The sequence below is a fragment of the Burkholderia sp. AU6039 genome (assembly GCF_002223365.1).
GTDB lineage: Bacteria > Pseudomonadota > Gammaproteobacteria > Burkholderiales > Burkholderiaceae > Burkholderia.
Genome location: NZ_NKFK01000004.1, coordinates 178052 through 191504, shown reverse-complemented (window position 1 = coordinate 191504; position 13453 = coordinate 178052). Strand labels below are relative to the sequence as shown.

The following is a 13453-nucleotide window of genomic DNA, read 5'->3' as shown; positions in this document are numbered from 1 at the left end:
GCCCTCGCGCGGTAAACTTCGAGCCATGACTACCCAGATCCTCATCGTCGACGACGACCAAGAACTCCGAGACCTGCTGCGCGACTACCTCGTGCGCCAGGGGATGGAAGTGTCCGTGCTGCACGACGCGGCGACGCTCGAGAAGCGCCTCGAGCGCGAGCGGCCCGACCTGATCGTGCTGGACCTGATGATGCCGGGCGTCGACGGCCTGACCGCGCTGCGCCAGCTGCGCGCGGCCGGCGACGACATCCCCGTGATCATGCTGACCGCGCGTGCGGACGACGTCGACCGCATCGTCGGGCTCGAGCTCGGCGCGGACGACTACCTCGGCAAGCCGTTCAACCCGCGCGAACTGCTCGCGCGCGTGCAGGCCGTGCTGCGCCGCCGCCGCGCGACGCCGTCGGCCGCGGCGCCCGAACAGCGCGAGCCGTTCGCGTTCGGCCGCTTCGTGCTCGACTTCCAGGCGCGCACGCTGTCGGTCGACGGCAAGCCGGCCACGCTGTCGAGCAGTGAATTCGCGCTGCTGAAGATCTTCGTGAACCATGCGCTGCGCACGCTCACGCGCGAGCGGCTGCTCGAGCTGCTGCACGGGCCCGAGTACGACGGCACCGACCGCGGCATCGACGTCCAGGTGTGGCGCCTGCGCCGCATCCTCGAAACGGATCCGTCGACGCCGCGCTTCATCCAGACGGTGCGCGGGCGCGGCTACGTGTTCGTGCCCGACGGCGAGGCCCATGCGCAAACCCATTGATTCACTGTTCGGGCGGCTGGCGCTGCTCGTCGTCGGTGTCCTGCTCCTGTCGCACTTCGCGTGGTTCTTCGCGATGCGGCTCGAGCGCAGCCAGATGCAGACGCGTTACGCGGTCGAAGAGGCTGCGTTCCTCGTCGACGCGGTGCGCCAGCACGTCGCGCGCACGCCCGACCAGCCGCTGCCGTCGCGCGTGCGGCTCGTGTCGCCGGACAGCGCCGACGTGCCGAAGGGCGGTGATGCGGGGCTGCCGCCGCCGCTGAAGCGGTTCCGCGACGACGTGAGCGACCGCATGCCGCCCGGCACGCAGGTCGAGATCGGCACGCCCGGACATCCGCCGGTGCTGTGGGTAAAGGAGCCGACCGACCGCAACTGGATCGTGGTGCCGGTTCAGCCGCTGCGGCCGCCGCGCTCGCTCGACCGGATGCTGTTGTGGCTCGGCACGATCTTCTCGGCCGGCGTGATCGCCGCGCTGTTCGCGGCCTGGCAACTGCAGCAGCCGCTGCGTTCGCTGGCACGCGCGGTCGCGCGCTTCGGCCGCGGCCAGCCGGTGCCGCCGCTGCGTGAGCGCGGCCCGCGCGAGCTGCGCCAGCTCACGCATGGCTTCAACCAGATGGTGGAACAGGTGTCGCAGGCCGAGAGCGACCGCGCGGTGATGCTCGCGGGCGTGGCGCACGACCTGCGCACGCCGCTTGCGCGGATGCGGCTGCGGGCGGAAATGATGGACGACGCCCGGTTGCGTGATGGCGTCGTGCGCGACGTCGATTCGATGTCGCACATCGTCGATCAATTCCTGGTGTTCGCGCACGGCGGGTCCGATCGCAGCGAGCCGGTGCCGGTCGATCAGGCGTGCGAGCGGATCGCGCGCAGCTATCGCGCGGTCGCGCCGAACGCGCCGACGGTCCAGACCCGGCTCGACGCCGATCCGGGCTTCCGGCTGCCGACGGCGACGCTCGACCGGATCCTGTCGAACCTGCTGGACAATGCGCATGCGTATGGTGCGCCGCCCGTGCTCGTCGAGACGGCGCGCACGCCGACCGGCTACGTGTTGTCGGTGAGCGACAGCGGCGGCGGGATCGCGCCGCGCGACCTCGCGGCGGCCACGCGGCCGTTCGTGCGGCTCGACCCGGCGCGCGGCGGCAACGGCCACAGCGGGCTCGGGCTCGCGATCGTCGAGCGGCTCGTGCTCAGGCTGGGCGGGACGTGCGACATCGGCAACCGCCCCGAAGGCGGCCTGCGTGTCGCGATGACGTTCCCGTTCGAGGTCGTGCCGAAGGACGAACCCCACGCACAGGCCGCATGAGCGGCTGCGGCGCCAGCCCGTCCGGGCTGGCGCCGCGTGCCATCATTCGCCGAACAGCGTGCCGAGCGTCTCGGCCGCGTTGCTGTCGATGGTGTTGTAGGTCACGGTGGTGGCCTCGAAGATGTAGACGGTCGTGTACCGGCCGAGGCGCTCCAGGATTTCCTCCTGCAGCGATTCCGGCACGACGTTCATGTTCAGGTACCACGCCGTCGACGACAGCCGCGTCTGGAACGACCCGTACTCCTGCATCAGTTCGTAGAACGCGTCGGCATCCTGATCGCGGCAGACGATCACCAAGTTTCCTGCCATTCCCTTTCCTCCCGCTCGTCGATCGATCCCCGGCGCCTGTTGACATCGGGCACGCGCATGCGTTGCCGTCGGACCATCCGCAACAGACCCCGAGGGCCAGCCCTGATCATACCCGCTTAGTCGTATCCGGCTGGTGACGCCCGACATGGTTTGCGCGCACGTGCGGCTGGCGGGTTCCCGGGCGGGCCGGATCACGGCATAATTCGGGCCTGCATGCCGGCCGAAAGACTGCGGCCGGGGCTGCTCGACCCGCGCACCCGCCATCCGCACGCGCCAGGTACGATCCGTGCGCCGCCTGCGCCGTTCCCGGACGGTTGTACCTGAAATACAGGTTGGTGTAGTGTCGTGCCGTCGCGGGCCGGCTCGTCCGGAGCGCGGCAGCGCACGCACGGCGCACCGCGCTCGCGCGCGATCGTCAGTCAATCGAATTACCGCACCCGTGCGCTTTGCCATGAATCAACATCGACTGCCGGCTTCGTTCGGCCTTACCGGGGAGGGCGCCTGATGGACGTCGGATTCTTCAATCCGAACCGGACCGCCAACGCGTCCGCGTGGCGCGTCCTGCCGAACCGGTGGGATTTCATCGCGTTTCCGCTGATCATCTGCCTGATCGCGATGGCGGTCGTCGGCTTCCACGAAACGATGGCGCCGATCGGTACCCTGCAGACGCAGAAGATCTCGCTCGACCCGTCGAACCTGCCCGAATACGCGTTGCGCACCACGCTGCGGATGCTTGCCGCGATGGTCGCGTCGCTTGCGTTCACGCTGATCTACGGCACGCTCGCCGCGAAAAGCCGCCGCGCCGGCATGGTGCTGATCCCGATCCTCGACATCCTGCAGTCGGTGCCGGTGCTCGGCTTCATCTCGTTCACCGTCACGTTCTTCCTCGCGCTGTTCCCGAGCCGCGTGCTCGGCGCCGAGCTCGCGGCGATCTTCGCGATCTTCACGAGCCAGGCGTGGAACATGACGTTCAGCTTCTACCAGTCGCTGCGTACGGTGCCGCGCGACCTGGACGAAGTGTCGCGGGGTTTCCACCTGACGTCGTGGCAGCGCTTCTGGAAGCTCGAAGTGCCGTTCTCGATGCCGGGGCTGATCTGGAACATGATGATGTCGATGTCGGGCGGCTGGTTCTTCGTCGTCGCGTCGGAGGCCATCACCGTCGGCAACCAGACTATTACGTTGCCGGGCGTCGGCGCGTATCTCGCGCAGGCGATCTCGGACAAGAACCTCGGTGCGATCGGCTGGGTGATCCTCACGATGACGGTCGTGATCGTCGCGTACGACCAACTGCTGTTCCGCCCGCTCATCGCGTGGGCCGACAAGTTCCGGATGGAGAACACCGCGTCGGGCGATGCGCCGCAATCGTGGCTGCTCGACCTCGTGCGCCGCACGCGCCTGATTCATCAGTTGCTCGTGCCGGCCGGCTGGTTCTTCGCGAAGGCCGCGCGGATTCCGCTGCGCCTGCCGCTGTCGGGGGCGATGCGCTTCTCGCTGCCGAAAGTCGAGAAGAAGGCGTCACGCACGGTCGACATCGCGTGGGCGACCCTCGTGCTGCTCGGCACGGCGTATATCGTGTGGCGTGTCATCAGCTTCGTGTCGACCGGCGTGACGATGGCCGAGGTTGGCCACGTGCTGGTGCTGGGGCTCATCACGCTGCTGCGCGTGGTCGTGCTGATCTCCATCGCGTCAGTGATCTGGGTGCCGATCGGCGTGTGGGTCGGGCTGCGCCCGAAGCTGGCCGAGAAGCTGCAGCCGCTCGCGCAGTTCCTCGCCGCGTTTCCGGCCAACCTGTTGTTCCCGGTGTTCGTGATCGTGATCGCGCGCTTCCACCTGAACGCCGATATCTGGCTGTCACCGCTGATCGTGCTCGGCACGCAGTGGTATATCCTGTTCAACGTGATCGCCGGCGCGACGTCCTACCCGAACGACTATCGCGAAGCCGCGACGAACTTCCGCATCCGTGGCTGGCAGTGGTGGCGGCAGGCGATCCTGCCCGGCATCTTCCCGTATTACGTGACCGGCGCGATCACCGCATCGGGCGGCGCGTGGAACGCGAGCATCGTGTCGGAAGCCGTGCAGTGGGGCAATACCAAGATCGAGGCGCACGGCCTCGGTGCCTATATCGCGCAGACCACCGCCGCCGGCGATTTTCCGAAGATCATCCTGGGCATCGCCGTGATGTCCCTGTTCGTCACCCTGTTCAACCGCCTGCTGTGGCGTCCGCTGTATGCCTTCGCCGAAGCGAAGCTGCGGCTCGACTGAGACTGATTGAGAGCGAAACGCGATGCACAATCCGAATGCTGTAAACGCCCCCGTCCAGACGAACCAGCCGCCGCGCCTCGGTGAGGAAATCCTGCGCGTCGATCACGTCTGTCGCGGCTTCAACAAGACGCAGGGCGAACTGCTCGTGCTCGACGATGCGAACCTGTCGCTGCGCGAAGGCGAGATCGTCGGGCTGCTCGGCCGTTCCGGCTCGGGCAAGTCGACGCTGTTGCGCATCATCGCCGGGCTGATCGAGCCGACCGGCGGCGAGGTGACCTATCTCGGCCAGCCGCTGCGCGGCCCGGCCGAAGGCGTCGCGATGGTGTTCCAGACCTTCGCGCTGTTCCCGTGGCTCACCGTGCTGCAGAACGTGGAAGCCGGCCTCGAGGCGCTCGGCGTCGGCGCACGCGAGCGGCGCGAGCGTGCGCTGGCCGCGATCGACCTGATCGGTCTCGACGGCTTCGAGAACGCGTACCCGCGCGAGCTGTCGGGCGGCATGCGCCAGCGCGTGGGCTTTGCGCGCGCGCTCGTCGTCGACCCGACGATCCTGCTGATGGACGAGCCGTTCTCCGCGCTCGACGTGCTGACGGCCGAGACGCTGCGTACCGACCTGCTCGATCTGTGGACGCAAGGTCGGATGCCGATCAAGTCGGTGCTGATCGTCACGCACAACATCGAGGAAGCGGTGTTCATGTGCGACCGGATCCTCGTGCTGTCGTCGAACCCGGGCCGCGTGATCGCCGAGATCAAGGTGCCGTTCAAGCATCCGCGCAACCGGCTCGACCCGGCGTTCCGCAAGCTCGTCGACGACATCTACGCGAAGATGACGGCCCGCCAGACCGGCGAGGCGACGAAGAAGGGGCTCGAGCTCGGCAGCTGGCTGCCGCAGGTGTCGACCAACCTGATGGCCGGCCTGATCGAGACGCTCGCAATGGCGCCTTACCACGGCCGCGCGGACATGCCGGAAATCGCACGCACGCTGCATCTGGAAGTCGACGACCTGTTCCCGATCGCCGAAGTGCTGCAGTACCTCGGCTTCGCGGACGTGCGCGAAGGCGACGTGTTCCTGACGCCGCCGGGGCGCGTGTTCGCGGAATTCGGCACGCAGGAGCGCAAGCTGATGTTCGCGGATCACCTGCTGAAGCACGTGCCGCTCGCGGCGCGGATCAAGAAGGTACTGAACGAGCGCCCGGGCCATCGTGCGCCGCGCGTGCGGTTCGAGCAGGAGCTGGAGGATTTCCTGTCGGACGGCGCCGCCGAGGAGACGCTCGACGCGGTGATCGACTGGGGCCGTTACGGCGAGATCTTCTCGTACAACGACCAGACCGAGATCTTCAGTCTCGAGGACGTCGAGTCCTGACGCAGTCGGGGCGCCTCCGGCGCATCCGGCCGACACGGCCCTGATGTCCGCCGCGCCTTGATCCGGCCGCGCCCCGCCAAGGGCCGTGCGGCCTGCCCCCCGGCGATCGCAATGAGCGCCGGGCGATGCTCCATCTGAGCGTCGGGCCGCGCCATCGCCGGTGGCGCGGAAAATGGCGTTCGTCAAGGATGCCGCGCCCGGTTTGATCCTCGACCGCAGCGCTTTGCTCGCCTCTGGCTGCGCCATCCACTCCGTCACGCATCGAATTCCCGCCGCCCCCCGTCGCTCGTTGTCCGGTGTACGCCGCACTCCGGTCGTTCGTCGTTGCCTGATCACAAGCGATGCCGCGACAGGTGCGCGATTACGCTGCGACGGCAGGCAATGAATATTGGGGTTCGATTGAATGGCCGATCGGGCCTGTCGTCATTCCGGAATATTAAATGCTGGTAAGTGTTATGAAATTCTCCGCGGTTTGATATATTTAGCGCCTTCAAGGCGGCTGAGAGCGCCTTGTTGGTGCGATAGCGTCTAGGTTGCGGCGGGTCCGCCGGACGAAAAAAACGAGGTTAATGATGAGTTTCGCTGCAAACGGAAACCCCGATGGGACGGGAGGGGGCGGCGCGGCCTTGGCCGGCGGTTTGAGCAACCTGGGTTCGCTTGCCGGAATGGCGGGGCAACTGGGGGCGCTGACCGGCATGCCGGGCGCCGGGCTGCTGGGCGGAGCCGCGAGCGCGGTTCAACTGGCTCAAACCGGCTTGTCGTTGATCGGCAAGGCACCGGAGTCGATTGCCGAGGCAATCAACGGCCTGACGGGTGCGGTTCCGCGCTTGACCCAGGATAATCGCTTCGTCACGATCGAAACACCGCTCGGTCCGGACGTGCTGCTGGTCAGCGCGGCCGTCATTGACGAACACGTCAATCAGCTCACCGAAACGCATCTCGATCTGCTGTCGCATCGCAACAATATCGAGCCCCAGGAAATTGTCGGGCAGCGGGTCAAGATCACGCTGGAGCCGCAGAGCCGCAATTTCAGTCTGACGCGTGTCGTGACGTCGTCGGCCGATATCGAGACGAAGCGGTATTTCGACGGTTACGTTGCGTCGTTCGGGCGTGTCGGAAACTCGGGTTCGGTGACCCGCTACGAAATGTCGGTCGTTCCGTGGTTCTGGTTCCTGACGCGCTCGACCGATTGCCGGATCTTCCAGAATCAGACGCCGCAGGACATCCTGGGCGACATTTTCCGTGAGATGGGCTTCCCGGATTTCGAGTTCGCCATTCAGGGCGATCGTCCAAAGCTCGAATACATCGTGATGTACGACGAGTCGTACTACAGTTTCTGCTCGCGCCTGATGGAGCAGGAAGGGCTGATCTGGACGTTCCGCTACGAAAACGACAAGCATGTACTCGTGATCGGCGACAGCAACGCGATGTTCCAGCCGATTCCGAATCTGAAGACGATTCCGTACGAAGCCAACAGCGCAGCAAGCGAGCAGAACGGCATCAACCGCTGGGACGAGGCGTTCAGCTTCCGAGTCGGCAAGATCACGTACCGGGATTTCAATTACAACCAGCCGTCGTCGCAACTGATGCATGTCGAGGTGCCGACCGTCAATCTGAAGCACCCGAATATCCAGACGACGGAGCGTTACCAGTTCCATTCGCTGTATGACCACGGGAACGACGGGCAGCGTTACGCATGCTATGCGATGGAAGCGGAAGAAGCGCTCGCGCATCGTTTCAACGGAGCGGGGCATGCGCACGGCATGACGACGAGCGGGCGCTTTACGCTGGTCAATCACGGCACGTCCGCCTACAACAACAAGGATTTCGTGATTCTTCGCGTTCGTCATCAGGTGGCGAACGACTATACCCAGCGGACCTCGAAGCTGCCGTACCACAATACGTTTACGTGCTTGCCGATCGACATTCCGTTCCGGCCGGAGCGGCGTACGCCCAAGCCGCACATGCAGGGTACGCAGTCCGCGATCGTGGTCGGGCCGAAGGGCGAGGAAATTCACACCGACGGCAGCCGGGTCAAGCTGCATTTCCTGTGGGACCGGCGCGGCAAGCTCGACGGCTCGGACTCGATGTGGGTGCGCGTATCGCAACCGTGGGCAGGCAAGGGATGGGGCGGTTCGGCGATTCCACGGATCGGCCAGGAGGTGCTGGTCTCGTTCAACCAGGGCGACCCGGACAACCCCATCGTCGTAGGCCGTGTGTTCAACGGCGAATCCGGCAACCCGTATCACGGTAGCGGCGGCCAGACGATGGGGATGCGCAGCCAGACGCACAAGGGCGAGGGCTTCAACGAACTGCGGTTCTCGGATGTGAATGGCGCCCAGGAAGTCTTTCTGCATGCGCAGAAGGACATGAAGACGATCGTCAAGGATAACGAATCGCATACGGTCGAATCCGGAGCGCGAAGCGTGTCGGTGCTGAAAGGCGACGAGAGCAAGCACGTTGCGGAAGGCAGCCTGTCGGAAAAGATCGCGAAGGCGCGCTTCACGACGGCCAACAGCGTCGGCGTGCAGGCGCTGGCCGGCGATGCCGGGCCGGGGAAGCAGAGCTATCAGGCAACGGACGAGATCGAGCATCGGGTGGGCGCGAGCATCGTCACACTGAAGCCGGACAGCATCAAACTGTCTCATGGCGCATCGAGCATCCTGATCAATCAGAGCGGCATCTTTCTCGATGGCCCGGTGATCCATCTGAATCAAGGGCTTTTCGTGACGCCTGAACAGGCGATGGCGATCGAGTGGGCCAATCAACAGGCGATCATCGCGGCAGGTCTCGCGTCGGCCGATCCAAAAGTGCAGGCGGCGGCTCGCAAGCTTCAGGCGACGGTCAAGGCTCAGCAACTGGCCAAACTCGCGGGGGCCGTGTACACGCCAGGTACGGCGCCGCCCGGATGGAAGAACGTATCGAACGATCCGGAAGCGCTCAAGAAGTTCGGCCTGAGGCCGCAGGACCTGCAGATTCCCGGCAGCAACTTCGGTGCGCAGGTCTATGCGCCCGACCCTGCGGTGTTCGGCGACAGCATGAAGCCTACCCTGGCGTTCAAGGGAACGCAGCCCACGGTCAAGGAAGACTGGTCGAACAACCTCAATCAGGGATTGGGCGACAACTCCCCGTACTACGATCGTGCGGTGACCATCGGCAAGAAGATCTACGGCTCGGGCAATGCAGGCGGCCTCGATCTCACCGGTCACTCGCTCGGCGGCGGGTTGGCTTCGGCAGCGTCCCAGGCCAGCGGCGCGGGCGCGACGACGTTCAACGCGGCCGGCCTCAATTCCGAAACGCTGCCGATGTACGGCGCAGCACCCCGGGCGTCGGCCATCACGAACTACCGGGTCGATGGCGACATCCTGACCGGGGTGCAGGAAGGCAGGCTGGGCCCGATCAGTGACGTGACGTCGCAATTGATGCCCAAGGCCGTCGGTGAGCAGATCACCATTCCGGGTACCAGTTTGACGACCGTTCAGCGTCACATGATGGGGCAGGTGACGAGCGGACTGGAAACGACCGCTGCCGATCAGCAGGCGTCGTTGCTGAGCCAACTTCAGGGACATTGATGAAATACAGCAAGGTCATCGCCGCGGGCGCGGTTGTCGCGGTAATCGGTTTGTCGTCGCCGTTCTGGTGGCCGACTCAAGCACAGGAAACAAAAATGGCAGACTTCAAGCGTTACCCGCCCGAAGACTTTTTCTCGGGATCGCAACTCGAGCTGGCGCGTGCCATTCGCGACGGAAATCTCGAGCAGGTCAAATCGCTTGCGACGCGTACCGATCTGGCTGCGCCGGGCAACAAGAAGGCCACCCTGTTGTCGTTCGCGGTGCAGGAGGCGATTCCGGTGAAGACGGACGCCACGAACGTGCACTTCCAGATCGTCAGCGAGCTGGTGCGGGACGGCGCGAAGCCCGAACAGCCGTTCGGCGAGAACGGAGCGAACGTGGCATATCTGGCTGCGCGGGCAGACACGCCCAACTTGCTGAAAGCATTGCTGGCCGGTGGCATGAGCCCGGATCTCAAGTACGACGGCGATACGCCGCTGCTGTTCGCAACCTGCAAGGACACGCTGTTGCCGCAAATGCGCGTGCTGGTCGAGCACAAGGCCAACGTCAATCTGCGGGACTCGATGAAGGAAACCGCGCTCTACGAAGCGACGCGCCTGCGGCAGTGGGACGTCGTCGATTATCTGCTCGAGCACGGTGCCGATCCGTCGGTGAAGAACGACAACGGCCTCGCCTATTCGAAAGTCCTCGGCGACGAACTGCAGCAGACGCCGAAAGGCTCGCCGCAGCTGAGTCGCATCGAAGCCATTCACAAGCGTCTGGTCACGGCGGGCGTGCAGTAACGTCAGCCGCATGACGGATGCGCCGGCTGCGCCTGTGCAGCCGGCGAACAGTTTCAATCCGGCGCCTGCCCCGACGGGCAGGCCGAACCGAGAAGAGCATGTCCGAATATCAGATGAACGACGTCGTCATTCAGTTGCCGGCGCACTTCAAAGACAAGACGATTCACCTGTTCACGGTCGATGAAGCAGGGAGCAGCGGATTCACGTTCGTGGTTTCGCGTGCGCCGATGGAGCCGGACGACACGGTCGATACGTTCGTGACGCGGCTCGTATCGGAGATGCGAAAGTCGCTTCCGCGTTTCGAATTGAAGCATCTGGAAAACCGGGAAATCGATGGCGAAACCGCGCGCGAAGTCGATTATCAGTGGGTGTCGGAAGGCACGCCGCTGCATCAGCGCCAGACGGTGGTGATGTCGCCGAAGGCCGGGCGCGAGCGCGTGGCGATCAGTTTCATCGGCACCTGTCCGAAGTCGTTCACGGAGGACAAGAGCAAGGAGTACAAGAGCCTGCTCGCGAGTGTCGTGCTGGCCCGGCCCGACCGTGCGGCTTTTGTGCCGACCGCGCTCGGCCAGGACGAGGCGGGCATCGTCTTCGTGCTGCACGAGCCGAGCGCGACGTTGTACGCGCTCACCGGCATGGCCGAACTGTTCCGGCACGACGTCACGGAAATGTTCGACGACACCGCGTTCTTCGGCTCGGCCGGCGAGCCGCTCGCGTTGCAGCCTGCTCCGGCTGGACAGCAGGCGTGGCGAGCACTGGATGGCCGTCAGTTCGCGCTCTGGACGACGGATTCGCGCGAGCACGCGTCGCTGGGCGACCGGCTTGCCGGGGTGACGGCGGTGAAGGGCATGACCGGCATGCAGAGCATCGAGGCCGTGCGTGCTTATCTGACCGCGGTTGCGAACGCGGGCTAACGGGGAGCGCGCGTGGATACATTGCTTGCTGCTGCGCGACTCGGCGATCCGATTGCGCATACGGCATCCAAGGGATGGATGATCGCCGGGTTGATCGCGGGTGCGGTGATCGGCGCGGTGGCGGTGGTCGCCACAGGCGGTGCCGCGTTGACGGTGGTCGCTGCAGTCGCCGCGGGTGCTGCCGCGGGCGGCGGCCTTGGCGAAGTGCTGGGCACGATGTCGTGGGCGCCGCGACACGTCACGGGAAGTCTGATAAAAGGCTCGCCCAACGTCTTCATCAACAGTCGCGCGGCGATGCGGGCCATCCTGAGCCTGGGCCTGTGCAGCGACCACGCGGGTCCGCCGCAGGTGGTCGCGCAGGGTTCGTCGACGGTCTTCATCAACAGCCAGCCGGCGAGCCGCAAGGAAGACCGGATGATGTGCGGCGCGCTGATCAACGACGGATCGCCGAACGTGTTCATCGGCGGCCCGGCGGTCGGTGAGTACAATCCCGAGATTCCGGCGTGGGTCAACTGGACGATGCTGGCTGTCGGCGTGGCGGCGACTGCGGTGCTCGCCGGGCCGGCGATTGCGATTCTGGGTGCGGCCGGCGGGTTCGTCGGCGGAGAGGTCGGCTCGTGGATTGGCGGCAAGGTGTTCGGCGAAGGGTCAGACGGGCAGAAGTGGTCGATGCTTGGCGGAAGTCTGCTAGGTGGGGCCGGGGCAGCAAAGGGAGCCGGGCTCGTGGGCGGCGCAAAAGGCGCTGCGTCCGTTGCAGGCGAACTCTCCGCCGGGGAGGCCGCTGCAGATGCGCTTGCAGGCGGACTGCCCAAGGCCGGTGCGACGAGTCCCTTCGATTACGTGGTTCACTCGTTGCCTGAGGACCTCGTCAGCAATCCGAAGGGTGTTTACGGGTACACCCCGGTAGAAGGATCCGAGTTTGCCGCACCCAAGTGGCCGGTCGACTGGACGAATCCGGAGCAAGTCGCCAATGCCCGGAACGTACGGCTGGAATATCATCAAGGCCTGGCCGACGAGGGGGCATGGGTATCCGACATGCGCGGCAGCGGCGCCAGCGAAGAAAGTATCGCGCGGCAGATCGTCGACATGCGAAATCAAACCCGGATGTCGAAATACGCCGAGGAGAAGCTGCCGGTATTGTATGAGCGCAATATGGCGAAGTACGGAAACAAGTATGGGCCGACTTACGAAGCGCTGCTTCAGAAATATGGCAGCCCGGAGGGGGTGATTGCTGCGGGAACGCGAAGCAACCCTACAATGGACATCCTTACTGGCATCGCGAAGGTTGGAGAATGATGAAGAACGTGCAACTCGGCGTGATCAATCATCCGTCGAGGTTCATGGAACTGGATACGGAGACGGGCGTGTTTTCCGCGTTGGCCGGAGACGGATATGTGGCGCGGGGAAATTACATCGCTGTCGAGGGCCAGGAGGTTGCCGTCTTCGCGGCGGATCGGCAGCTTTATCTTCAATGGAACAAAAGGCGCTGGAACTTCGCGGATCTTGGGCGCAACGTGAAGTACGAACACGACTTCCAGCGTGGGGTGACGACTTTTTCCATCGATGGCGATACGATTCATTATCCCGCCTGGTGGGTTGGCGATGAAACATTTGATCCGAATCTGCCGGAACTCGATGAAGACGAGGACCATTTCGCGTATATCGCGAGCCTGACCAAAAACAAGGAACTGCAGCGATCCCTGATTGATGTCTGGAGCCGCTAGATATGATGCCTGCCCGAGTTTCGTGTCGTTTTTCTGACTCAGGCGCGACGATGTGCGTTGGCGGGATTGACCGGTAGGTCTGCGGATTGGCATTCGGCTTGCGACGCTTGGATGCTCCTTGAGAGCATGCAGTGCCCTGAATACGAAATGGCTGACAGGCTCGTGCGGCCCGGCATCCGCGTGCGTCGCGCTTGTCAGCGCCGCGCATCGCACCGCTACTGCATATTCTCTCCCCCAGGGGCCGCCGGTTCCGCCGACGCCCATTTCCAGTGCGCGCCGCGCTGGCACGCACTTGCGAAATGCCAGTCGACCTCGTCCGCCGTCCTTCACCGACGACGCTAACTCCCAGTACAGCGCATTCGACGGCAGAAGGACGATATGGGGCTTCAGACCCGCACCGGGAGACGCGTCTGCGGTGGAAGTGTTCACCGACCTGAAGGGATCGAGCGACCCCGGAGTCGTTGCTACAGGACAGGATG

At 64.8% G+C, this 13453-nt stretch carries 10 protein-coding genes; 9 read left to right on the top strand and 1 reads right to left on the bottom strand.

Annotated elements, in window-relative coordinates; translation table 11 throughout:
* Window positions 1-25 precede the first annotated feature (25 nt).
* Together CFB39_RS13520 and CFB39_RS13515 are read left to right on the top strand one after the other, a co-directional pair.
* Window positions 26-751 (top strand): response regulator, encoded by a 726-nt coding sequence (locus CFB39_RS13520; protein ID WP_009693256.1) that lies wholly within the window; start codon window positions 26-28, stop codon window positions 749-751.
* Entirely contained in the window at window positions 735-2051 is a 1317-nt protein-coding gene (locus CFB39_RS13515; RefSeq protein ID WP_089473364.1) for an ATP-binding protein, read from the top strand. The genes CFB39_RS13520 and CFB39_RS13515 overlap by 17 nt, the downstream gene beginning before the upstream one ends.
* A gap of 42 nt (window positions 2052-2093) precedes the next feature.
* Here CFB39_RS13515 and CFB39_RS13510 read toward each other — a convergent pair whose 3' ends face one another.
* Window positions 2094-2360: a hypothetical protein gene (locus tag CFB39_RS13510; protein ID WP_011545926.1), complete on the bottom strand. Its 267-nt coding sequence runs from the start codon at window positions 2358-2360 to the stop codon at window positions 2094-2096.
* A 504-nt stretch (window positions 2361-2864) separates the two neighbouring features.
* Here CFB39_RS13510 and CFB39_RS13505 point away from each other — a divergent pair.
* The 7 genes from CFB39_RS13505 (at window position 2865) to CFB39_RS13475 (ending at window position 12974) form a co-directional block, all read left to right on the top strand.
* Window positions 2865-4622 (top strand): ABC transporter permease subunit, encoded by a 1758-nt coding sequence (locus tag CFB39_RS13505; protein WP_089426070.1) that lies wholly within the window; start codon window positions 2865-2867, stop codon window positions 4620-4622.
* 22 nt (window positions 4623-4644) lie between these two features.
* Window positions 4645-5982, top strand: a complete 1338-nt coding sequence (locus CFB39_RS13500; protein WP_011352844.1) for an AAA-associated domain-containing protein — start codon at window positions 4645-4647, stop codon at window positions 5980-5982.
* A 572-nt stretch (window positions 5983-6554) separates the two neighbouring features.
* Entirely contained in the window at window positions 6555-9554 is a 3000-nt protein-coding gene (gene tssI, locus CFB39_RS13495; RefSeq protein WP_089473363.1) for a type VI secretion system Vgr family protein, read from the top strand.
* Window positions 9554-10336: an ankyrin repeat domain-containing protein gene (locus CFB39_RS13490; protein WP_089456731.1), complete on the top strand. Its 783-nt coding sequence runs from the start codon at window positions 9554-9556 to the stop codon at window positions 10334-10336. Before tssI ends, CFB39_RS13490 begins: the two co-directional genes overlap by 1 nt.
* Window positions 10337-10434: 98 nt before the next feature.
* The gene (locus tag CFB39_RS13485) at window positions 10435-11250 is read left to right on the top strand and encodes a DcrB-related protein (protein WP_089473362.1); all 816 of its coding nucleotides are present in this window, start codon (window positions 10435-10437) and stop codon (window positions 11248-11250) included.
* Between the two features lie 12 nt (window positions 11251-11262).
* Window positions 11263-12546 carry a PAAR domain-containing protein gene (locus CFB39_RS13480; protein ID WP_218829806.1) on the top strand — a complete coding sequence of 428 codons (1284 nt, stop codon included), beginning with the start codon at window positions 11263-11265 and terminating at the stop codon, window positions 12544-12546.
* Entirely contained in the window at window positions 12546-12974 is a 429-nt protein-coding gene (locus CFB39_RS13475; RefSeq protein WP_144030255.1) for a hypothetical protein, read from the top strand. The genes CFB39_RS13480 and CFB39_RS13475 overlap by 1 nt, the downstream gene beginning before the upstream one ends.
* Window positions 12975-13453 lie beyond the last annotated feature (479 nt).

Bases quoted from the DNA above. Each gene is read 5' to 3' on its own strand.
- tssI (WP_089473363.1), top strand. From the start codon at position 6,555: ATGAGTTTCGCTGCAAACGGAAACCCCGATGGGACGGGAGGGGGCGGC.
- CFB39_RS13515 (WP_089473364.1), top strand. From the start codon at position 735: ATGCGCAAACCCATTGATTCACTGTTCGGGCGGCTGGCGCTGCTCGTC.
- CFB39_RS13510 (WP_011545926.1), bottom strand. From the start codon at position 2,360: ATGGCAGGAAACTTGGTGATCGTCTGCCGCGATCAGGATGCCGACGCG.
- CFB39_RS13485 (WP_089473362.1), top strand. From the start codon at position 10,435: ATGTCCGAATATCAGATGAACGACGTCGTCATTCAGTTGCCGGCGCAC.
- CFB39_RS13505 (WP_089426070.1), top strand. From the start codon at position 2,865: ATGGACGTCGGATTCTTCAATCCGAACCGGACCGCCAACGCGTCCGCG.
- CFB39_RS13500 (WP_011352844.1), top strand. From the start codon at position 4,645: ATGCACAATCCGAATGCTGTAAACGCCCCCGTCCAGACGAACCAGCCG.
- CFB39_RS13475 (WP_144030255.1), top strand. From the start codon at position 12,546: ATGAAGAACGTGCAACTCGGCGTGATCAATCATCCGTCGAGGTTCATG.
- CFB39_RS13520 (WP_009693256.1), top strand. From the start codon at position 26: ATGACTACCCAGATCCTCATCGTCGACGACGACCAAGAACTCCGAGAC.
- CFB39_RS13490 (WP_089456731.1), top strand. From the start codon at position 9,554: ATGAAATACAGCAAGGTCATCGCCGCGGGCGCGGTTGTCGCGGTAATC.